At 66.9% G+C, this 20,915-nt stretch carries 15 protein-coding genes; 7 read left to right on the top strand and 8 right to left on the bottom strand.

Going from position 1 to position 20,915, the window contains the following annotated elements:
- Nucleotides 1-12 precede the first annotated feature (12 nt).
- Nucleotides 13-1,080, bottom strand: coding sequence for a serine/threonine protein kinase (locus LH400_RS00965; protein ID WP_229150779.1), 1,068 nt, complete (start codon nt 1,078-1,080; stop codon nt 13-15).
- A 209-nt stretch (nt 1,081-1,289) separates the two neighbouring features.
- On the opposite strand from LH400_RS00965, the gene LH400_RS00960 reads away from it, so the two are divergent.
- From LH400_RS00960 to LH400_RS00950, 3 genes are all read left to right on the top strand, one after another.
- Entirely contained in the window at nt 1,290-1,790 is a 501-nt protein-coding gene (locus tag LH400_RS00960; protein WP_229150778.1) for a cupin domain-containing protein, read from the top strand.
- A 242-nt stretch (nt 1,791-2,032) separates the two neighbouring features.
- Nucleotides 2,033-3,844, top strand: coding sequence for a chloride channel protein (locus LH400_RS00955; protein WP_229150777.1), 1,812 nt, complete (start codon nt 2,033-2,035; stop codon nt 3,842-3,844).
- 107 nt (nt 3,845-3,951) lie between these two features.
- Complete coding sequence (locus tag LH400_RS00950; RefSeq protein WP_229150776.1) at nt 3,952-5,394, top strand: alanine/glycine:cation symporter family protein; 1,443 nt, start codon at nt 3,952-3,954, stop codon at nt 5,392-5,394.
- A 99-nt stretch (nt 5,395-5,493) separates the two neighbouring features.
- Here LH400_RS00950 and LH400_RS00945 read toward each other — a convergent pair whose 3' ends face one another.
- Complete coding sequence (locus tag LH400_RS00945) at nt 5,494-6,219, bottom strand: thermonuclease family protein (RefSeq protein ID WP_229150775.1); 726 nt, start codon at nt 6,217-6,219, stop codon at nt 5,494-5,496.
- Nucleotides 6,186-6,839, bottom strand: a complete 654-nt coding sequence (locus tag LH400_RS00940; RefSeq protein WP_229150774.1) for a helix-turn-helix transcriptional regulator — start codon at nt 6,837-6,839, stop codon at nt 6,186-6,188. Before LH400_RS00940 ends, LH400_RS00945 begins: the two co-directional genes overlap by 34 nt.
- 242 nt (nt 6,840-7,081) lie before the next feature.
- Here LH400_RS00940 and LH400_RS00935 point away from each other — a divergent pair, with 242 nt between their 5' ends.
- The gene (locus LH400_RS00935) at nt 7,082-8,080 is read left to right on the top strand and encodes a YihY/virulence factor BrkB family protein (RefSeq protein WP_229150773.1); all 999 of its coding nucleotides are present in this window, start codon (nt 7,082-7,084) and stop codon (nt 8,078-8,080) included.
- 194 nt (nt 8,081-8,274) lie between these two features.
- The gene (locus tag LH400_RS00930) at nt 8,275-9,654 is read left to right on the top strand and encodes an L-serine ammonia-lyase (RefSeq protein ID WP_229150772.1); all 1,380 of its coding nucleotides are present in this window, start codon (nt 8,275-8,277) and stop codon (nt 9,652-9,654) included.
- A gap of 130 nt (nt 9,655-9,784) precedes the next feature.
- Here LH400_RS00930 and LH400_RS00925 read toward each other — a convergent pair whose 3' ends face one another.
- Together LH400_RS00925 and LH400_RS00920 are read right to left on the bottom strand one after the other, a co-directional pair.
- A complete protein-coding gene (locus LH400_RS00925) occupies nt 9,785-10,939 on the bottom strand; it encodes an SH3 domain-containing protein (RefSeq protein ID WP_229150771.1) in 1,155 nt (384 codons plus the stop codon).
- 225 nt (nt 10,940-11,164) lie between these two features.
- Nucleotides 11,165-13,372 (bottom strand): FAD-dependent oxidoreductase, encoded by a 2,208-nt coding sequence (locus tag LH400_RS00920; protein ID WP_229150770.1) that lies wholly within the window; start codon nt 13,370-13,372, stop codon nt 11,165-11,167.
- A gap of 146 nt (nt 13,373-13,518) precedes the next feature.
- On the opposite strand from LH400_RS00920, the gene LH400_RS00915 reads away from it, so the two are divergent.
- On the top strand, nt 13,519-14,280 hold the full coding sequence (locus LH400_RS00915; protein WP_229150769.1) for an EAL domain-containing protein: 762 nt from the start codon (nt 13,519-13,521) through the stop codon (nt 14,278-14,280).
- A 74-nt stretch (nt 14,281-14,354) separates the two neighbouring features.
- Here the strand turns inward: LH400_RS00915 and LH400_RS00910 are convergent, their stop codons facing one another.
- From LH400_RS00910 to LH400_RS00900, 3 genes are all read right to left on the bottom strand, one after another.
- Nucleotides 14,355-14,684 (bottom strand): hypothetical protein, encoded by a 330-nt coding sequence (locus LH400_RS00910; RefSeq protein WP_229150768.1) that lies wholly within the window; start codon nt 14,682-14,684, stop codon nt 14,355-14,357.
- Nucleotides 14,685-14,686: 2 nt separating this feature from the next.
- Complete coding sequence (locus LH400_RS00905; RefSeq protein ID WP_229150767.1) at nt 14,687-15,895, bottom strand: acetyl-CoA C-acetyltransferase; 1,209 nt, start codon at nt 15,893-15,895, stop codon at nt 14,687-14,689.
- Between the two features lie 317 nt (nt 15,896-16,212).
- The gene (locus LH400_RS00900; protein WP_229150766.1) at nt 16,213-16,683 is read right to left on the bottom strand and encodes a MerR family transcriptional regulator; all 471 of its coding nucleotides are present in this window, start codon (nt 16,681-16,683) and stop codon (nt 16,213-16,215) included.
- Nucleotides 16,684-17,173: 490 nt separating this feature from the next.
- On the opposite strand from LH400_RS00900, the gene LH400_RS26225 reads away from it, so the two are divergent.
- Nucleotides 17,174-20,836, top strand: a complete 3,663-nt coding sequence (locus tag LH400_RS26225) for a peptidoglycan-binding protein (protein ID WP_229150765.1) — start codon at nt 17,174-17,176, stop codon at nt 20,834-20,836.
- Nucleotides 20,837-20,915 lie beyond the last annotated feature (79 nt).

Below are 20,915 nucleotides of genomic sequence, written 5' to 3'. Positions count from 1 at the left end.
GCGAGCGGAACTCTAGCGGCCCTTCAGCCGCCGATCGGTGAAATTGCGGCGATCGGTGGCGATCCGGTGCGCGACCGCCAGCGTAGTCTTGTCGCCGGGCATGGAGTCGATCCGGTCGATCTGGTTGATCGCGATCAGGCGCAAGAGGTCGTCGCGCACCCGCCCGTCCTCGCCGCGCGGCAGTTCGTCGACCGCCTGGATCACGTCCGGCCGCGGTCCGCCGCCGCTGACGAGCCGCTTCTCGAGATCGGGTCCGTTGGCGCCGGGCAGCATCTCCACGAAGGCGTAGATGCCGACGCCCTTGGCCTTCGGATAGGGGAACAGCGACAGGGCGAGCGCGCTGACGGCCGGGTCGGCCTCGATCCGTGCGGCGATCGTCTTGCCCTCGGTGTCGAGGCGGTCCCCTGTACCTTCACCGTCCGACCAGCCGAAGACGCCGCGCGTGACGAGGTTGTAGACCGGCTTGCCGGTTCTCAGCCAGACGCGGGCCGGCAGGCTCTTGGTCGCCAGGATTTTCCTCTCGGTGTGCGTCAAATCGGCCTTGCAGAAACTGCGCTTCTGCTTGAGCAGATGGCGGATGTCCTCGCGCGCCATCAGCCGGAACATCGGCCCGCGCCGGCGAAAGACGGTGGCGAGCTGCATGTCGATCAGCGCAGCGCGTCCGTCCGGCGTGATCAGCCAGTTCTGCGGCTTGGCGAGGTCGTTATGAGTGACGCCGGCCCGATGCAGCGCGTGGAGCAGCCGCTTGGCGTCGCGGAAATAGGCGGCGTTGCCATGCGGCTTGGCGACATGCAGCGGCGTGCCCTCGATGAAGGAACGGTAGAGCGCCTCATTGTCGACGCCGAGAAGCCGGGGCACGCCCTCCACTTCCTCCAGCCGGCCGAGCGCGCGGATCTCGCGATTGGCCAGATGCCAGGCAAAGCTACGCACCCAGCCCGCCGAAGCGGCCACGCGCCGCCGGATTACCACGGCTTGGGGCGCGCCTTCGAGATGGCCGGAGGCGATCTCGCCGAAGATGTCCCGCTTCAGGACGGTATTCGCGACGAAGGGGGAGGGCAGGGTCGGCTGGTCTGTTGTCATGTCGCCAATTTGTCCGGGCGCGACGCTCGAGCCGGACCCGGCGCGGCGGTCCTGCCGCAAGAGGCTTGACCGGAAGCCCCCCGACAAGGCGGCCCCGCGTGTGCCCTGCGGCCATCGCATTGCTCGATCCGTGCTCTAGCGGAACTCGGCGGGGAAGTGAACGTCTATCGTCGAGACCATAAGGACAGGCCGACTGGAAGGCATTTCCCATGCAGATCGAAGCAGAACTCCTGAAGCCCGACCACGACATGCCGAACAGCGACCTGCCGCTGATCGTGATCTCGGAGGCGGTGCCGTCCGGCGAGGCGACTTCGCAGGCGATGACCGCGCGCTTCGAGAGGAATGGCTGGCAGGGCACCTGGACTTATACCGTCTTCGACTACTGGCATTACCACATCGAGGGGCACGAGGTGCTCGGCTGCGTCTCCGGCACGGCGACCGTCGGCCTCGGCGGAGAGGGCGGCATCCGCATCGCGATGCAGCCGGGCGACGTCGTGATCATTCCCGCCGGCGTCGGCCACAAGCGTCTCGACGCGGACGCCGGATTCCAGGTCGTCGGCGCCTATCCCCCCGGCCAGAACGGCGCGATCACGCGCGCGGGCGAGATGGATCTTGAGGCCGCGCGCCGCGCGATCGCGGCGCTGTCCCTGCCCGAGACGGATCCGGTGACCGGCGAGAGGCCGGGGGCCGTCGCCAAATGGCTGGACTGAGACGAGGTCGATCGGCCTGATCAAACCCGTAGCGAAGCCGGCGCGGCAGGCGACGAACCCGGAGCCCGGCTGTCGGCGAAATCTGCCGGATTTCGTGCGAAAGGCGCGCGAAGCCCTCGAAACCGGTGAAAAGTTCCTTCGGCGGCGGGTTTTTCGATCGCTACCCTTTCTATCGTCTCCCGACAATGAAATAGGAGAGCCACTTCACCGCCCCCGCAACTCCAGACCGTCTGTCGCGTCCCATGTCCGTCGAATCCGTGTCCGTCCCGTCCGCTGCGAAATCCGCGACGGAGGCGGAGGCGCCGCCGGACCGGGAGATGAAGCTGCCGGTGATGCTGGCCCTGGCGCTGATCGTCGGGATCGTCGCCGGGCTCGGGGCGATCGTCTTCAAGTTTCTGATCGCGATCATCTACAATCTCGCCTTCTATGGCGTCTTCCAGCCGCATCTCGATCCGAACCAGTACGGTCCGCCCAGCCCCTGGGGCGCCGGCATCATCCTCGTCCCGGTCATCGGCGGTCTCTTCGTCGTCTGGCTGGTTCGCAGCTTCGCGCCAGAGGCGAAGGGGCACGGCGTGCCGGAGGTGATGTATGCGATCTATCACCAGAACGGGAACGTGCGCGGCATCGTCGCGGTGGTGAAGTCGCTCGCCTCGGCGATCTCGATCGGCACGGGTGCCTCCGTCGGCCGCGAGGGCCCAATCATCCAGATCGGCTCTTCCTTCGGCTCCACCTTCGCCCGCGCGCTGCGCCTCGTGCGCCACCAGAAGATCACGCTCCTGTCGGCAGGCGCAGGCGCCGGCATTGCGGCGACCTTCAACACGCCGCTCGGCGGCGTGCTGTTCGCGTCCGAAGTGCTGCTACCGGAAATCTCGACCCGGACCTTCCTGCCGGTGGTCGTGGCGACGGCGACTTCGACCTATGTCTACCGGCTTGCCATGGGCATCGAGTCGGCCTTCATCGTGCCGCTTGGGGGACTGCCGACGCAGAGCGCCGTCAACGGCGCCGAACTGATCCTCGCCGCGATCCTCGGCGTAGTGATGGGCGTCGCCGCCTGGCTGTTCGTCAAGATGCTCGCCTGGTCGGAGGACGTCTTCGACGATTCCGGTCTCAACCCCTATGTCCAGAACGTCATCGGCATGACCGCCGTCGGCGTCATGGGCTATTTGTTCCTGACGTGGACGGGGCACTACCACATCTACAGCGTCGGCTATTCGACGATCCAGGACATCATCGACGGCGGCAATTCGAGCGCCATCCTGCTTCTCCTGCTCTTCTTCGGCAAGCTCGTCGCGACCTGCCTCAGCCTCGGCTCCGGCGCCTCGGGCGGCATCTTCTCGCCCAGCCTGTTCATGGGCGCGGCGCTCGGCGGTGCGGTCGGCGTCATCGGCAACCAGCTGCTGCCAGACTCCAACCTGACGGTGGAGACCTTCTCGATCATCGGCATGGGGGCCATGGTCGGCGGCGCGACGAGCGCCGCGATGACGGCGATCGTGATGATCTTCGAGATGACCCGCGATTACGAGATCATCCTGCCGCTGGTGCTGGCGGTCGCGATCGCCATCGGCGTGCGGCGCGCCCTGGTCACCGCCGACATCTACACGATCAAGCTCAGGGACCGCGGCCGCCCGATCCCCACCGACCGCACCACCAACATGTATCTCGTGCAGCCGGTGACGGAGGTGATGGTCAAGAACTTCACGGTCCTGCCCGAAGACATGACCGTCTCGGAGGCCCTGAAGCGCATTGACATCGACACGACGCGGGTGATCATCACCGACGGCAACCGCATTACTGGCTATGTCCGCTTCGGCACGATTCCCTACCAGGCCGATCGCTTCACCCGGCAGACGCTGAGAGACATCGGGTCGACGGAATTCATCATCGCCAGCGCCGGGAACAATCTCAACACCGTGGTGACGCGGATGAGCCGGCGCTCCCGCTCCACCGCGATCGTCGTCGACAATCCGCGCGGCGTGCCGCGGCCCGAGGACATCGTCGGCGTTATCGGCCGCGAGGAGATCGCCAACGCCGTCGTCCAGAACCACTACGGCTGATCGCACAAGGAGTTCGGGAAATCGTTCGACAGACAACCGTGTCTGACTAACTTACGTTTCGGTAATGTCGCTCGCTCGAGCGTCGGGTCAGGCAGGGAGGGGTGCCAATGGCGCCGATCATCGATTTCCTGAACAACATCTTCTGGGGCTACGTCCTGATCTATGGCCTGCTGGCGGTCGGCGTGTTCTTCACGCTGCGTCTCGGCTTCCTTCAGATCCGGCACTTTCCCGAGTTCTTCCGCGTCGTGATCGGAAGCGGCGAGAGCGACAAGGCCGGCATCACGCCCCTGCAGGCGCTGACCGTCAGCCTGGCCTCACGGGTCGGGACCGGTAATCTTGCCGGCGTTGCCGTGGCGCTGACGCTCGGCGGTCCGGGCGCGATCTTCTGGATGTGGATGGTGGCGCTGTTCGGCATGGCGACCGCCTATGCCGAATCGACGCTCGCCCAGCTCTACAAGATCCGCAATGAGGACGGGGACTATCGTGGCGGCCCGGCCTTCTACATGGCGCGGGGCCTCAGGGCGCCCTGGATGGGCGGCGTCTTCTCGGTCTGCCTGATCCTGTCCTTCGGCCTGATCTTCAACGCGGTCCAGGCGAATTCCATCGCCGATGCCACGGAGGCCGCCTTCGGCATCTCCAAGCTCTGGGTGGGAATCGGCGTCGCCGCCATCACCGCGATCGTGATCTTCGGCGGCATCCGCTCGATCGCGCGCGTCGCCGAAATCGTGGTGCCGTTCATGGCGGTCATCTATCTCCTCGTCGCCCTCTATGTGGTGGCCGTCCACATCACCGAGGTGCCGGGCGTCCTCGCGCTGATCGTCAAGAGCGCCTTCGGATTGGAGGAGGCGGCCGGCGGGGTCGCGGGAGGCGTTGCCGCGGCGATGCTCAACGGGGTCAAGCGCGGCCTGTTCTCGAACGAGGCAGGCATGGGCTCGGCGCCGAACATCGCGGCGGTCGCGACTCCCGATCCGCATCACCCCTCCTCGCAGGGCATGGTGCAGGCGCTCGGCGTCTTCATCGACACGCTGCTGATCTGTACCGCGACGGCGATCATGATCCTTCTGTCGGGTGCCCTAACGGTCGGCGGCACCGTCACCGGGACGGAGCTGACGCAGAACGCCCTCTCCAACCATATCGGCGGCGCCGGCACCTATTTCATTGCGATCGCGATCTTCTTCTTCGCCTTCACCTCGATCATCGGCAATTACAGCTATTCGGAAAACGCGCTCACCTTCCTGAAGCTCGCCAACAAGCCCGGCCTCATCGTGATGCGCCTCGCGGTGCTGGCGATGGTGATCTGGGGCGCGACGGTGAAGGTGCAGACGGTGTTCGATTTCGCCGACGCCTCGATGGGGCTGATGGCGACGGTCAACCTGATCGCGATCCTGCTCCTGTCGGGCACGGTGGTGAAGCTGACCCGCGATTACTTTCGCCAGCGCGCCGCCGGTCGCAATCCGATCTTCGACAATGACGAATATCCGGAGCTCAAGGGCAAGATCGACGGCACGATCTGGACCAAGCACGGGCCGATGCAGACCCCGGCGGAGTGACACATGGTCCGGTCACTCCGGCGGATCGCGTCACGGGATCCTCGAGATCCGGGATCGAAGTCATCCCGGATCTTGCATGAGACGCGACAGGATCGGGCACTACCGCCAGATGCCGAGGCGGGCGCGCTTGGCCTCCTCCTCGGCCTGGGCATAGGGACCGCCCGGTGCGGCCTTCGCCCAGCCATTCGCCACCACCCAGCCGCCGACATCGTCCGACCCGACCGTGCAGGCGGACGTCGCCGTTCCCCGCCTTTCGCCAAAATCCGCCGGCACCTCGCAGCGGATCGAGCGGCCGTGCAGGAAGCGCCGCAATTCGGTGCGTGAGCGCACGCCGCAGGGCCAGGCGGCGGCGCCCGTACCGCATTCGGCCTTCAGCGGCAGCGATTCGACGCCGGGCAGGGTGATCACGCCCTGGCGGTAGGCGATGCGGCCGGCGTCGATCGCGATCGGCCGCGCCAAAAGCTGGTCCTTCGGCGGCGCCGGCTTCAGCTCTTTCGGCTTCGACAGGGGCTCGCGCGGGGGCAGCCGGACCATCGCTTCGTCGCCCGCTCCGGCTCCGCCGCGATGGGTTACGTCGTCTGGCGTCACGTCGCGGACGCCCGCATCCGATTTTTCGTTGCCGCTCGCATTCGTGCCTGGACGAGACGTCGACGCGCCGGCCGGCCCGCCGGTCGGGGCCGCAGTTTCGGTTTCGGAGAGAGAATTCGGGTCCGGTGCGAGAGCGAGCAGGATCGCGGCCAGGAGGACGACGCCGGCGAGGATCGCCGCCTGTCCGCCCGGTCCCCCGAGCCTCACTGGCTCGCCCAGAGGATCCGCGCCATCCATTCGATCTCGTCGATGGCGAACTGCCGGTCCGGAAACTCCGGATTGACCGAGGCGAGCTCGATCGTGCGGGCGGTGCGGCGCTGCAGGATCTTGACCATGACCTCGCCCTCGCGGGTGCGCACCACCACGCGGTCGCCGCGCCGGACGGCCGAGCCGGGCGAGACGATGACCACGTCGCCGTCGCGATAGAGCGGCATCATCGACTGCCCGGAGACTTCGAGCGCGTAGATCGGCTCGTCGACATTCGCCGGCAGCACGATCTCGTCCCAGCCCTGGCCGACGGGATAGCCGGCATCGTCGAAGAAGCCGCCGCCGCCGGCCTCGGCGAAGCCGAGCAGCGGGACGGTGACGCCCGGGCTGCGCGGAGCGGCCGCGACGGCCTCCGGCTTATCGCCGCGCATCAGCCGGGTGAAGTCCTCGATGGTCGTCCCCGTCGCCTGGATGACCTTGGCGATCGATTCCGTCGACGGCCAGCGCGGGCGTCCGTCGCCGGCGCTGCGCTTCGACTTGTTGAATGTCGTCGGATCGAGGCCGGCTCGGCGGGCAAGTCCCGAGGCGGACAGGCGGTTCTTCGCCGCCAGCGCGTCGATCGCCGCCCAGATCCGATCGTGCGAGAACATGCCGGGATTCGCCTCTGATCCTCGGGGAAGGAAAAAATACCTTAATCCTCCTTAATCCGGCCGAGACGGCTTGTCCAGAGCGAAGCAAAGGAGGCCGGCGGAGGACGGGCCGCAGCGCGCGGTTTCCCCAGAGTTTGGGGGAACCAAGGCCGCATCCCGGCATTGCGGTGCGTATTGCGTTGCATGATCGGCCATACTTGATTTACCGCAGGTCGATCCGGGGATGATGATCGGGAAAGTTCATGGGAGGACGGTTCGCCGCCAATACCAGCGAAGAGACGCGGCGACGGGCGAGCGAGCCTGGTCGCGGCCGCGATGCGGGCGAGCCGACCGAGATTCCCTGGAACGGGTGGAAGGACATATTCCTCCGCATCTACAATTCGTTCTTCGAAGATCGGGTGATGCTGATCGCGGCAGGCGCCACCTTCTATCTTCTGCTCGCGCTATTTCCCGCCTTCGCGGTCTTCGTCTCGCTCTACGGCATCGTCAACGATCCGGCGACGATCAGCCAGCACATCGTCTTCGTCGGCCAGTTCCTGCCGGCGGCCGGCACGGAACTCCTGCAGGCCCAGCTCGACAACCTGACCAAGCAGAACCCGGCCTCGCTGTCGATCGGCTTCCTCACCTCTCTGCTCTTCGCGTTGTGGAGCGCCAATAACGGCATCAAGACGCTGTTCGAGGCGATGAACGTCGCCTATGGCGAGAACGAGCAGCGCAGCTTCGTGAAGCTCAACCTCGTCGCGCTGTGCTTCACCCTCGGCGCGATCTTCCTTGGCATCGTCCTGATCGCCGCCATCGGCGTCATTCCGGTGGTCATGTCGATCGTCGGCCTCGGCGGGATGACCGAGACGCTGATCAGCGTCGGCCGCTGGCCGCTGGTCTTCGCGCTGATCGTCGGGGCGATCGCGATGATCTATCGCTTTGGCCCCAGCCGGAACCGGGCGCAGTGGAAATGGGTGGTCGGCGGCGCCGTCCTTACCGCGATTGTCTGGCTGATCGCCTCGATCACCTTCTCCTGGTATCTCCAGAACTTCGCCAACTACAACGCCACCTACGGATCGCTCGGCGCAGTGGTCGGCTTCATGATGTGGGTGTGGGTGTCTTCGCTGATCTTCATCGTCGGCGCCGAGATCAACGCCGAGATGGAGCACCAGACCGCCCGGGACACGACCGATGCGCCCGACAAGCCGATCGGCCATCGCGGCGCGCGCGTCGCCGACACGCTGGGAAAGCGCATCTGACAGTTGTCGCCTGTCGTGGCCGTCCGACCGCGTCGGCCCCGCGACGAGGGGATGCCGACGCCCCTGCCGGCTTCGAATTTCGTCTTCCCCACCAGGACGATGCCGCTGCCAGTGCGATCGTGTCGCAAAGAGACTGACGCGGCGGCCCGTCTGCGGCTATTGACCGCCGGTGGCGAAGCGCCGAGGGTCGAGGCATGTCGGTCAGTCTATTCGAATTGTTCAAGATCGGGATCGGGCCATCCTCGTCCCACACCGTCGGGCCGATGTGGGCGGCGAGGCGCTATCTCGACCGGCTCGACGGCAAGGGCATCAAGTCCGACGTCGCACGGGTGGTCGTCCATCTCTACGCGTCGCTGGCGCTGACGGGGATGGGCCATGGCACCGACAAGGCCATCATGCTGGGGCTCGCCGGCCTGAAGCCCGACACGCTCGATCCCGACGATGCCGAGGATCTCTACGGCTACATCCGCGACAAGGGCGAATTGCAGCTCGACCGTGGCCGCCGCATTCCCTTCCGCATGGACGAAGAACTCTTCATGCTGAAGCGCGAGCGCCTGCCGCATCACCCGAACGGCATCCGCTTCACAGCCTTCGACGCTGAAGGCGCGGAACTCGATACGGCAGACTATTACTCGGTCGGCGGCGGTTTCGTCGTCTCGGCGGAGGAGGCGGCCGATAGGACGCCGGTCCTGAAGAATGCCCGCGCACCCTATGAGTTCGCCTCGGCCGACGCGCTTCTGGAGATCTGCGAGCGCGAGAAGCTCTCGATCGCAGATCTCGTGCTTGCCAATGAGGAGACCTGGCGCTCGCCCGCGGAGGTTCGCGGCTCCATTCTGGCGATCCGGGACGCGATGCTGGATTCCATCGAGCGCGGCTGCCGGATGGACGGGATCCTGCCCGGCGGCCTGAAGGTCCGCAGGCGGGCGAAGCAGTTGCGCGGCGAACTCCTGAAGCGGCCGGAGAGCGCGCTGCGCGATCCCCTGACGACGCTCGACTGGGTCAACCTCTACGCGCTCGCCGTCAACGAGGAGAACGCCGCCGGCGGCCGCGTCGTCACCGCGCCGACCAATGGCGCGGCTGGCGTCATTCCGGCGGTCCTTGCCTATTACGAGCGCTTCGTCCACGGCGCCTCGGACGAGGGGGTGGTGACCTTCCTCGCGACGACGGCGGCGATCGGCGCGCTCTACAAGCAGAACGCCTCGATCTCGGCCGCCGAAATGGGCTGCCAGGGGGAGGTGGGCGTCGCCTGTTCGATGGCGGCGGCCGGTCTTGCCGCGGTTCTCGGCGGCACGCCGCGCCAGGTCGAGAACGCCGCCGAGATCGCCATGGAGCACAATCTCGGCCTCACCTGCGATCCGATCGGCGGCCTCGTGCAGATCCCGTGCATCGAGAGGAACACGATGGGGGCGGTAAAAGCGATTAACGCCGCGCGCCTAGCGCTGAGGGGAGACGGCACGCATTTCGTCTCGCTCGACAACGTCATCGAGACCATGCGCCAGACCGGCGAGGATATGAGCGAGAAATACAAGGAGACCGCGCTCGGCGGCTTGGCGGTCAACGTCACGCTCTGCTGAGGCGGCGGCATAACGTTGCAGTGTCGCCTGCGCCGAGGGCGCAGGCGGTCGTGCTGTCAGGCGCCCCCCAAAGCTTGGAGGCGGCCACGCCAACGTGGAGTGCTGGTCAGGAGCCGTCCAAGGCGCCGGCTCAGCCGCCCTCCGCCCGGTCGACATATTTGTTGAAGACGAAGCCGCGCTTGCCCGACGCCTCGACCTCGCACCAATCGTTGCAGGAGAGGATGCCGACAGTGCCGCCCTTCGGCAGGATCGCCAGAACCTTTGATGCGACTTCAGGTGATTCCCGCAGATTGACCGCGGTGTTGATTCGGCCGTTCTGCGAGCCCCCGGTCGAAGCGGCAAGCTCCGTCTCATCGCCCGGCGAGGCCGCGGGAGCCGCTGGAGTGGTCGCAGCGACCTCCGGCGCTTCGGACTCCTCGTCCGCCGCCGAAAGTCCGGCGCCCAGTGCCGCGGTCGGCAGGGCCGGCTGAAGGCCGTCGACGGCCGGGGCCTCCGGCTCGGCAGGCCGCTCGGCGACCTGGCCGACCGCCGGAAGGACCGAGGGCGGAATGGTGATGACCCCGCCGCCCTCGACCGGTATCGGCAGGCCCGTCCTCGTCGCCGATGGAGACGCTCCGCCGGGCACCGAGCCGGTCGCGGTCAGGTCGACCGGCAGGCGGAGGGCGAGGGCGGCGGCCACCGGATCGATTGGCGCTTCGCTCGCCGACGTTGCCGGCAGATCCGTTGCCGTTCGCCGCAGCCTTCCGCCGACCTCCCCGCTTGAGGGCTTTACGGGACCTGCGTCGGTTGCCCGCTGCTCTCCGGCGAAGCCCGCGGGCTTCGGCTGCTGCGCTTTGGCAGGCAGCGGGGGAGCCTCCGGCGCCACGCCCTCGCCCGCCGAAGACGCCGTGGCGACAGGGCGATCCAGCCCGCCGGCCGCGGTCAGGACGGAATCTGCCGAGGCGCCGGGGCCGGCGGAGAGGGAATGGCCGTCGCGGCCGGCGAGCAGCATCGCAAGGCCGGCGACGATGACGCCGGACAGGATAATCGCAGCGAGATAGGCGAGGACCGGCCGCTGGCGCAGGGCGGCAAAGCCCCCGGGTCTTCCACCCCGTGGGACGAAGAGCCGCGTGACCGGCCGCTTGCGCTCCTCCTGCCAGCGCGTCAGCCGGCCGGTGAGGCCTGCCTCGGCCTGCGAGCGCAGATGGGCGTCCTGGCGGTCGATCAGACGCCGGCGCAGATCGTCATTGCTCAGTCCCCGATCGCCGGACGTGGTTTGGCGACGCGACGAGTCCCCCGTCGTCATGCATGTCTCCTAGCCGACCCGAGGCTGGGCGAACCCGCCTGCCAGAATCGTCTGCGGCGGCGCGCCGTCCCCTCGCTCGCGCCGCCTTTACCCCTTCCATTCGATTTGGACTGTGTAATCGTGGCGAAGCTAGGTCGCCATCCCGTTTTGAAACAAATTGCAAGCCTCACGCATGGTTCGGGAGGCGAACGAACGGTTCTGCGGCCCGTTCGCGCTGCGGCGTGTTCAGGCGGCCTCGCCCTTTCGGTCCACCGGCAGGAACCGGCCGTAGAAGGTCTCGCCCCTCTCGGCCATCTCCCGCAGGAGAGGCGTCGGCCGGAACCGGTCGCCATGCCTGTCGGCGAGGCGGTCGCACAGGTCGACGAAGGCCTTCGCGCCCATGCCGTCGATATAGCTGATCGTGCCGCCGGTGAACGGCGCGAAGCCGAAGCCGAAGATCGAGCCGACATCGGCCTCGCGCGGATCGGTGACGACGCCTTCTTCCATGGTGCGCGCGGCCTCCAGCGCCATGGTCACGAGAAAGCGCTGCTTCAGCTCCTCGAACGGGACCTCGTCCGGTGTCTTCTGGGGGTACATCGCCTTCAGCCCCGGCCAGAGATGCTTCTTCGCCGGTTTTTCCGGGTAGTCGTAGAAGCCCTTGCCGGCCTTTCGGCCGTGGCGGCCTTCGTTGACGAGGGTCTCGACGAGCCGGAAGTGACGGGGATCGACGGCGTCCTCGCCGAGATCGCGCATCGTCGCCTTCATGATCCTGTGGGCGAGATCGACGGCCGTCTCGTCGGTCAGGGCGAGCGGACCGACCGGCATGCCGGCGAACTTCGCCGCATTCTCGATCATCGCCGGCGGCACGCCGTCGACGACCATGTCGAAGGCCTCGTTCATGTAGCGCAGGACGCATCGGTTCGCGAAAAAGCCGCGGGAGTCGTTGACGACGATCGGCGTCTTCCGGATCGCCCGCACGAAATCCATTGCCCTCGCTGGGGCCTGCTCGCCGGTCTTCTCGCCGAGGATGATCTCGGTCAGCGGCATCTTCTCGACCGGCGAGAAGAAGTGGATGCCGATGAAGCGGGCGGGGTCGGCAAAGGTCTCGGCGAGGCTGGTGATCGGGATGGTCGAGGTGTTGGAGGCGTAGATCGCCGTCTCCGGCAGCACGGAAGCGACCTTCGCGGTCACCGCCGCCTTGACGTCGCGATCCTCGAACACCGCCTCGATGACGAGGCCGGCGCCGCGCAGCGCCTCGTAGTCGGGCGTCGCCGTGATCCGGGACAGGAGAACTTCCGCCTTCTCCTCGCTCATCTTGCCCTTGGCGACGAGGTCCGCGGCGAGCGTCTTGGAATGCGCCTTGCCCTTGTCGGCTGCCGTCTGGTCGCGGTCGATCAGCACGACGTCGAGCCCGGCCATCGCCGCGGCATAGGCGATCCCGGCGCCCATGAAGCCCGCGCCGACGATGCCGACCGTCTTCAGCCGCGTGTCCGGCACGCCCGCCGGGCGCCGGGCGCCCTTGGCGAGCGCTTGCGCCGAGACGAAGAGCGAGCGCACCATCATCGCCGCCTCGGTCGTCTGCAGCACCTGCGTGAAATAGCGCTGCTCGATCCGCAGCGCCGCATCGATCGGCAGGAGCAGGCCTTCGTAGACGCATTTCACGATCGCACGGGCGCCCGGATAATTGTCCCTGGTCTCCTTGCGGTAGAGCGAGGCGACCGCCGGCCAGACCTGCGCGCCTCCGGCCGAATAGACCGGACCGGACGGCAGCCTGAAGCCCTTCTCGTCCCAGGGGCGGACCGGGGAGAGGCCGGCCTTCAGCATCGCCTTGGCTTCCAAGAGGAGCGCGTCCGGCTCGACCACAAGGTCGACGAGCTTCATCGCCTCCGCCTTCTCGGCCGTCAGCGTCGTCCCCTTGAGCAGCATTTGAAGCGCGGACTGCGTGTCGGTCATCCGCGGCACGCGCTGGGTGCCGCCGGCACCGGGGAAGAGCCCGACCTTCACCTCGGGCAGGCCCATGGCCGCGCCGCGTGCCGCGACACGCCCATGGCAGGCGAGAGCGAGTTCGAACCCTCCGCCCATGCAGGTGCCGTTGATCGCCGCGACGAACGGCTTGCCGCAGGTCTCGACCTTGCGCCAGAGCCACGACATCCGTCCTGACTTGGCGAAGAGCCGGGCGATCGCGGCTTCGCGATCCGCGTCCTTCGTTTCGGAAAAGTCGGCGAACAGGCGCAACAGCATCTTCAAGTCGGCGCCGCCGGTGAAGGAGCCGGGCTTGCCGGAGGAGACGATGGCGCCGGTGACGGCCGCATCGGCCACGAGAGCATCGAGAAGCACATCGAACTCGTCCATCACCGCTTCGGTGAAGACGTTCATCGAGCGGCCCGGCATGTCCCAGGTGATCGTCGCGATGCCGTCGCCGTCGATCTCGACCGTGAAGTTCTCCGAAATCATGCAGATCTCCATGAGTTCATGCGTTGCCGACTAAGAAAAATGGCGGGAATCGTCGTCTTTGTTGAAACGGCGCGATCGATCTCTTCAGAATCGGGAAACGGATGTTTGGGTAATGTCTTGAAATCGTTCTTCAGTAGGAAGCGACAATGTCCGCCGTCTGCCCGGGCTGCCAAACCGCAAGCCCCCTCGATTTCGACTTCTCCATGGCCTTCCAGCCGATCTACGACATCACGACCGAGCGGGTGTGGGGCTACGAGGCGCTCGTGCGCGGTGTGGCGGGAGAGGGGGCCTACGCCATCCTGTCGAAGGTCCGCGACGAACAGCGCTATCGCTTCGACCAGGCCTGCCGCGTCAAGGCGATCGGCCTCGCCTCGAAGCTCTTCCCGCGCGGCGAGGCCCTGCATCTGTCGATCAACTTCCTGCCGAACGCCGTCTACGAGCCCTACGCCTGCCTCAGGGCGACACTCGCCGCCGCGCGGAAGTCCGATTTCCCGCAGGATGCGATCATGTTCGAATTCACCGAGAACGAGGAGGTCTCGGACGTTTCGCACCTGCAGAACATCATCACGGAATATCGCCGCCAGGGCTTCATCACGGCCCTCGACGACTTCGGCGCCGGCTATGCGGGTCTCGGCCTCCTCGCCGATTTCCAGCCGGACCTGATCAAGCTCGACATGAAGCTCGTGCGCGGCGTTGACACCTCGCATGCGCGCCAGACGATCCTCTCGGCGATCATCCACGTCGCGCGCGAGCTGAACATCCAGGTGCTGGCCGAGGGGGTCGAGACCGAGGCGGAGTTCGTCAACCTGAAGGCCGCCGGCATCAAGCTCTTCCAGGGCTATTACCTGGCCAAGCCCGAGTTTGAGCGTCTGCCTGGACTGAGCGCTGGCGTATTGGCGGCCGCTTGATTTAATGGGAAGCGTAATTTCGCTGCCGATTGTATTCAGGGGCCAAGCCGAATTAAAATTCTCGCTGGAGTCCTTCAATTTTTTCTTGAGAGATGAGTAAGTGCTTCTGAATACTGCTTTGCCGATAAGCAAAGGCTATTTAAGATAGCCATCTCAAGCTGTGGATCGACCTCGAACCAAGTGGGTTTACCGAACGTATTAGGAAATCCTCTGCCGGAAGGGCCTGAGCCATGCCAGCGCATGGCGAGGCGGCGATCTTCTGGCTTGCCGTCCTCGTTATTGGGGTGGATGATCGCGACCTCATACGTTACACGGCCGTGGCCCGTATCCCAGTTCTGCTCAACGCTGCTGACGCTGTGGATGAAGCGTCCGCCACCTCGCACGATAACGTCTTCGACAGACATTCTTAGATCCTTTCGATGATCGTCGCAGTCCCCATGCCGGCGCCGATGCAGAGCGTGACGAGCGCGGTCTGCTTGTCCTGGCGCTCGAGTTCGTCGAGCACCGTGCCGAGGATCATGGCGCCGGTCGCGCCCAGCGGATGGCCCATGGCGATCGCCCCGCCATTGACGTTGATCCTGGCGGTGTCGATGTCGAAGGCCTGGATGTAGCGCAGCACGACCGCGGCGAAGGCCTCGTTCAATTCGAAGAGGTCGATGTCGGCAAGGCTCATGCCGGAGCGCTTCAGGAGCTTCTTGGTCACGTCGACCGGACCCGTCAGCATCAGCGCGGGGTCGGAGCCGATATTGGAGAAGGCCTTGATCCGCGCCCGCGGTCGCAGCGCGAGCGTCTCGCCACCGGCTTTCGAACCGATGAGCACGGCCGCCGCGCCGTCGACGATGCCGGAGGAATTGCCGGCATGATGGACGTGGTCGACCCTCTCGATCTCCGGATGGGCCTGGATGGCGACGGCATCGTACCCGCCCGCCTCGCCATAGGCGGCGAAGGATGCGTTCAGCCCGCCGAGCGACTGCATGTCGGTCGAGGGCCGCATGTGCTCGTCACGGTCGAGGATGGTCAGCCCGTTCTGGTCTTTCACGGGGATCACCGACCGGTCGAAACGGCCCTCCGCCCAGGCCTGCCCCGCGCGCTTCTGGCTCTCCACGGCATAGGCGTCGACATCGTCGCGCGAGAAGCCGTATTTGGTGGCGATGAGATCGGCCGAGACGCCCTGCGGCATGAAAAAGGCCGGGATGGCCACCGAAGGGTCCATCATCCAGGCGCCGCCGGCAGCGCCCATGCCGACGCGAGACATCGATTCGACGCCGCCGGCGATCACGATGTCGTCGGCGCCCTGTGAGACCTTGGCTGCCGCCAGATTGATCGCGTCGAGACCCGAGGCGCAGAAGCGCGAAATCTGCATGCCGGGGGCTGCGAAGTCGTAGCCGGCTTCGAAGGCTGCCGAACGCGGGATCACCGCGCCGGCTTCGCCCACCGGATCGACACAGCCGAAGATGATGTCGTCGACGCCCGCCGTATCCACGCCGTTGCGATCGCGGATCGCTTCCAGAGTGCGGGCTGCGAGCCGCACCGCCGGCACCTCATGCAGCGCGCCGTCCTTTTTGCCCCGTCCCCGCGGCGTGCGGACGTGATCGTAGATGAACGCATCGGCCATCGTCTTGCCTCCCGCAGGTCCCGTGACCGGGCATTCTCCGATTGATCCATCCGGCCCCTCCAAGCGCGCCCGGATGGCGAAGCCCGTTGTGCGGCAACCCGCCGCCCGGGCCTCGCAAGCGAGAGCGAGGCTCGTTTCTACCCGCGAACGACACTGACGTAAACGTCAACATATGAGCGGCGAGACGGCTCTGTTGCCGGCTACGGACCTTCCGAAGGATCAGCGTTATATCGGGGCCTCTCTCGGCACCCGCAGTTCCGAGAAGCATCTTCTATCGACCGCCCGAGGCTGGAGGCACAGCGAACGGGAAGAGGAGATCAGTCGGTCATCTCGTTCAGCCGGCCGCGTACGAAGTCGATCGTCACGTCCATCGCCTGGATCGACTGCTCGATCTCACGCTTCTGCTCATGCAGGATTTCCAGTTGCTCTTCAAAGCGCTCGAGAGCGACTTCGAGTTGCTTCCGCTTGCCGTTCGGCTGATGGTACACGTCGATCAGCTGTTTGGCTTCGGTCAGCGAGAAGCCGAGGGTCTTGGCGAGTAGGATCAGCCGGAGCCGGGTCCGGTCGCGGCGGCTGTAGAGACGCGTCGTGCCGCGACGCTCCGGGGAAAGCAGCCCGCGATCCTCGTAGAAGCGCAGGGTACGTAGCGTAACCCCGAATTCCTGGGCCAGATCTCCGATACGGAAGGTCTGCTTGTCGGGCTGTCCGTCGCCGTTCAGTCCGAGAAGGAAGTCGATGTCTACGGACGAGTCATCATCCGTCTGGTCTGCAATTTTCACGTTGGCCATCAGTTTGGATTCCATATCTGCCCGACCTAGGGGCAAATCTTGATTGAGCGGGTGCCGAGTCGCCGGCCGCTATCTCACAGGAATATCGATCGAATTGCGGCTCTTACAAGACGCAACGGCATGAGTGTCTCCAGCTTCGGGCCGGCTTGCACAGCTAATCGCTAATGATCCGTTACCGCGATTAACCAATCGTTCACCATACTGCGGGATTGGTAGATGGAGTGGGACGGGCAGTGAACCAGGGCTCGCCGGGCTCCAGCCGACCGGGAAAACGACTATGGCCGATCAAAGCGAAAAACAGCCGGGCAGCCGTCATGGGGCCGAGGAAGCGTCATCCCTGGACACGCTCAGCCGCACGTTGGAGGAGCTCGAAGCCCGGCTCTCTCGCATGACCTCCGCGCGATCGTCGGCAGCAAAGACCGCGCGCCGACCGCCCGAAGCCCGGCAGGGTTTCGCCGCGAAGGCCGCGTCTCCCCTGGAGGCCGAAACCGTGGAGCGGCCGGCCCGGCAGTCGCTCTCGGAAGCGGTCTCGCAGATCGTCATGCGCCAGCGCGCCCTGAACGACTATGACGAAGGATCGGTCGCCGAAATGGAAGTCGGCGAGATGCGCGTGGCGGCAGGCGGCGGCGGGCGGCCCGCGGCGCAGCCGCGGCGCTATCGGTCTGCGGCACCGGTCCGCGTGGTCGGGCCCGATGAACGGGCGGAGGGCGGCGAGCGCATCCCCGACATCACCCGGCAGCTCGAGCGCCTGCGCGAGGAATTGCGCGCCGACATGGCCCGGAGCATCCAGCCCCGCTTCGACGACATGCGCTCCGCGGTCGACGACCTGCGCAGGATGATCGCCGAGCGGGCGAGCAGCGAGCGCATCGGTGCCGAGATCGCGCGCGTCGACGACGGACTCGCCCGGATGGTCGACAGCGGCGCCGATCAGGCCACCGTGCAGACCCTGCGCAACGAACTCGAGGCGATGCGCGATCTGGTCGGCCAGATGGCGCGCGAGGAAAGCGTGCAGGCGGTCGGACGCAGATGGGACGCCTTCGAGAGCGAGATCTCCGGCCAGAAGGCGGAAGACGTCCAGGTCAAGCGCGATATCAAGGTCGAACTCGAGCGCCTGCGGACCTCCCTCGGAACGCTTGCCAGCGAGGAGCAGGTGAAGGCGGTCGAGCGGCGCTGGGACGAGTTCGAGACGCGCTACATGGCCGTGCCGCCCAAGGGTGAGGAAGGTCCGCTCTCCGAACTCCTGAAGTCTGAGATGAACAGCCTGCGCGAAAAGCTCGAGACGCTCGCCTCGGAGCAGTCCGTGCGCGCGGTCGAGGAGCGCTGGGGCTCGCTCGACGAACGCTTCGCATCGCGCGAGCTCGAGACCAAGATCGAGGCGATGGCCTCGCGCATGGCCAATCTCGAACAGTCCCTGTCGCGCCTTCCCGAGACGCTCGCCATCCAGCCGCTGGAGGAGCGCATCCATGCGCTCGCCGTGGGGATCGAGGCACTCGCCCGGCGTCAGCAGGAAAATCATGACGTCGATCATTTCGTGCTGCTGGAGGAGCGGCTCGACGAGATCTCCCGCGCCATCGTGGCGGCGGCCCACCGGCCGGCCTCCGCCGTCGATCTCAGCCCGGTCGAACGGGTCGAGGCGCGGCTTCAGGCGCTGTCCGCCCGTGTCGACGAGATCGGTCGGGGCGATGACGGCGAGGCGATGTCGGCGCGCATTGCCGACCTTGCGGACCGGATCGAAGCGCTGGCAGCCAATCCCGCCGCGCAGGCGCTGAACGAGCGGCTGGAAGGATTTGCCACGCAGCTCGACTCGCTGATGAGCCTCGGCGAAGCGCCCTCCGCGGAGGCGCTGGCCATCGAAGGCCGGCTGCAGGCGCTGGCGGCGCGCATCGAGGAGACCGCCGGCGCGCGTGTCGACCACGACCTGGTGCGGACGCTGGAAGCGCAGATCTCGCGGCTGTCGGACCGGATCGGCGAAGGGGGCCTTCAGGCCGCCGCGACCGACCCCGACGTCGAACGGCGCCTCGCATCGATCGAGCAGCGTCTCGACGAGGGGCGCGACGCCATCCTCGCCTCCGCCCGCGCCGCCGCCGACGAGGCGGTTCGCCAGATGCTGGAGAGCGGCGACACGCGCTATGGCGGCCATGTCGCGGAACTGTCGCAGGACCTGCGTGCGCTCGAGGCGCTGTCGCGGGAAAAGGGCGAGCAGAGCCAGGAGTTCTTCGAGACCGTCCACAAGACGCTGCTGCAGCTCGTCGATCGCATCGGCCGGATCGAAACCGATCTCTTCAACCCGCAGGCGCCCAGATCCGGTCCGGCGGCGAGCGTCGCGGTCGAGGCGGACGACGACACCGATGCCGCGGCCGGCAAGGGCCTGCGCGGCATCCTCTCGCGCACCATGGCGCGCAAGCAGAAGCCCGTGGCCGCCGCCGCCGCCGCGGGTGTGGGTGTGGGTGTGGGTGTGGCCAGCCGATGGGACGAGCCGCCGCTGGAGCGCCCCCGTGGTGAGGATCCCGCCTTCGGCCAGGACGAGACCCCGGCCCTCGACGCTGCCGAAGTTCTCGAAACGCGTGAAGCCAACCGGCCGCTGGCGATCGGTTCCGGCGCGCCAGACATCACCTCCCTGCTCGAGCGGGTGCGCGCCCAGCAGGCCGGACGCAGCCAGGCCGAACAGGATGCCGGCAAGGCCGATTTCATCGCCGCCGCCCGCCGCGCGGCGATGGCTGCGGCGGCCGAGGCCGACTCTCTTCGAAACGCGCCTGCGGCCGACAAGGAAGACGGCAAGGCGAGCCTGCTCGACATCGTTACCCGGCGTCGCAAGCCGATCCTGATGGCGATCGGCGCTGTCCTCCTGGCGCTCGCCGCCCTCCCGGCCGCGCAGATGATGAGCGCTTCGCTGAAGTCCTCCGCGCCGCGCGTCGAGACCGCGAATGGCGGGCCGGCCGCCACCGAGCCCGTGGGCATCGCGGGAGCCGAAACCTCCGCCGCGCAGGATGCCGCCGACCCGTCTGCCACGGGCGTTGCCGCCGAGCCGTCCATGCCTGCAGCTGCGCTCCAGTCCGGGCCTCCGGCAGATCCGATGCCGGAAGTCGCGAGTGCGGTTCCGGGCGTTGCCATGCCGCAGTCGATGCCGGCGGACCCGACCGAGGTTCCGGCGGCCCCGACCGAGATGCAGTCCGACGTCGCATCCGCCGCGCCGGCCGGCGAGGCAGAGCGCGTGCGGGAAGCGGGCGAGGCTGCCCAACGCGCGGGCCAGGCGTCCGATGCGCCGACGCTTGCGGCCGTCGGCATTCCGTCGGTGCCGGAGGGGCTCGCCTCGAAGGCGCTCGCCGATGCCGCCGAGGCCGGCGATCCCAAGGCCCTGTTCGAGATCGGCCTGAGGCTGATGGAGGGCCATGGCGCCGCCCCGGACGCCGAGGCGGCCGCGCGGTGGTTCACGCTCGCCGCACAGCGCGATTTCGCGCCCGCCGAATACAGCCTCGGCACGCTCTACGAAAAGGGCAACGGCGTTGCACGCGACACGAGCAAGGCGCGCGACAACTATCTCGCGGCTGCAAGTCAGGGCAATGTCCGCGCGATGCACAACCTCGCCGTCCTCTATGCCACGGGCGTTGACGGCAAGTCCCAGCCGGAGAAGGCCGCCGACTGGTTCAAGCAGGCCGCCCAGTACGGCATGACCGACAGCCAGTACAATCTCGGCATCCTCTATGCGCGCGGAGCCGGCGTCGAACAGGATCTCGGCCAGTCCTACAAATGGTTCTCGGTCGTCGCCGCGGCCGGCGACAAGGATGCGGCATCCAAGCGCGACGAGATCAAGAAGGGTCTGACCGCCGATCAGCTCAAGGCCGCCGAGGCCGACGTCGCGGCCTTCCAGCCGAAGGCCCGGGACGAGGCGGTTAACACGGTCGACATTCCCAAGGAGTGGCAGGGCTCGCCCGCCGAACCCGTGAAGACCTCCTCGGTCGACATGACCCGGGCGATCCGCAACATCCAGGCGATCCTGATCAAGCTCGGCTACGACCCCGGTGCGCCCGACGGCGTGGTCGGGACGAACACCACCGAGGCGATCAAGAAGTTCCAGACCGACCAGGGCCTTGCCGCCGACGGAAAGATCGACGAGACGCTGATCCGCGCCCTCCTGGCGCACAAGGACGGCTGAGCGGCGACAAACGCGTTTGACAGGGGCGGGGGTTCGGGCCAAGACGGTTCGAACCCCGTTTTCGTTCCCGCTCGCTCCA

The sequence above is a fragment of the Jiella soli genome, from assembly GCF_020615385.1.
Classification (GTDB): domain Bacteria; phylum Pseudomonadota; class Alphaproteobacteria; order Rhizobiales; family Rhizobiaceae; genus VKMB-3413.
The sequence above is the reverse complement of the archived record's forward strand: the minus strand, read 5'-3'. Positions and strand labels throughout refer to the sequence as shown.

What these genes read in the sequence shown, in the direction of transcription:
- LH400_RS00940 (WP_229150774.1), bottom strand. Translation starts at nt 6,839, where the DNA reads ATGTTCTCGCACGATCGGATCTGGGCGGCGATCGACGCGCTGGCGGCG.
- LH400_RS00920 (WP_229150770.1), bottom strand. Translation starts at nt 13,372, where the DNA reads ATGATTTCGGAGAACTTCACGGTCGAGATCGACGGCGACGGCATCGCG.
- LH400_RS00955 (WP_229150777.1), top strand. Translation starts at nt 2,033, where the DNA reads ATGTCCGTCGAATCCGTGTCCGTCCCGTCCGCTGCGAAATCCGCGACG.
- LH400_RS00945 (WP_229150775.1), bottom strand. Translation starts at nt 6,219, where the DNA reads ATGGATGGCGCGGATCCTCTGGGCGAGCCAGTGAGGCTCGGGGGACCG.
- LH400_RS00930 (WP_229150772.1), top strand. Translation starts at nt 8,275, where the DNA reads ATGTCGGTCAGTCTATTCGAATTGTTCAAGATCGGGATCGGGCCATCC.
- LH400_RS00960 (WP_229150778.1), top strand. Translation starts at nt 1,290, where the DNA reads ATGCAGATCGAAGCAGAACTCCTGAAGCCCGACCACGACATGCCGAAC.
- LH400_RS00950 (WP_229150776.1), top strand. Translation starts at nt 3,952, where the DNA reads ATGGCGCCGATCATCGATTTCCTGAACAACATCTTCTGGGGCTACGTC.
- LH400_RS00900 (WP_229150766.1), bottom strand. Translation starts at nt 16,683, where the DNA reads ATGGCCAACGTGAAAATTGCAGACCAGACGGATGATGACTCGTCCGTA.
- LH400_RS00965 (WP_229150779.1), bottom strand. Translation starts at nt 1,080, where the DNA reads ATGACAACAGACCAGCCGACCCTGCCCTCCCCCTTCGTCGCGAATACC.
- LH400_RS00935 (WP_229150773.1), top strand. Translation starts at nt 7,082, where the DNA reads ATGGGAGGACGGTTCGCCGCCAATACCAGCGAAGAGACGCGGCGACGG.
- LH400_RS00915 (WP_229150769.1), top strand. Translation starts at nt 13,519, where the DNA reads ATGTCCGCCGTCTGCCCGGGCTGCCAAACCGCAAGCCCCCTCGATTTC.
- LH400_RS00925 (WP_229150771.1), bottom strand. Translation starts at nt 10,939, where the DNA reads ATGACGACGGGGGACTCGTCGCGTCGCCAAACCACGTCCGGCGATCGG.
- LH400_RS00905 (WP_229150767.1), bottom strand. Translation starts at nt 15,895, where the DNA reads ATGGCCGATGCGTTCATCTACGATCACGTCCGCACGCCGCGGGGACGG.
- LH400_RS00910 (WP_229150768.1), bottom strand. Translation starts at nt 14,684, where the DNA reads ATGTCTGTCGAAGACGTTATCGTGCGAGGTGGCGGACGCTTCATCCAC.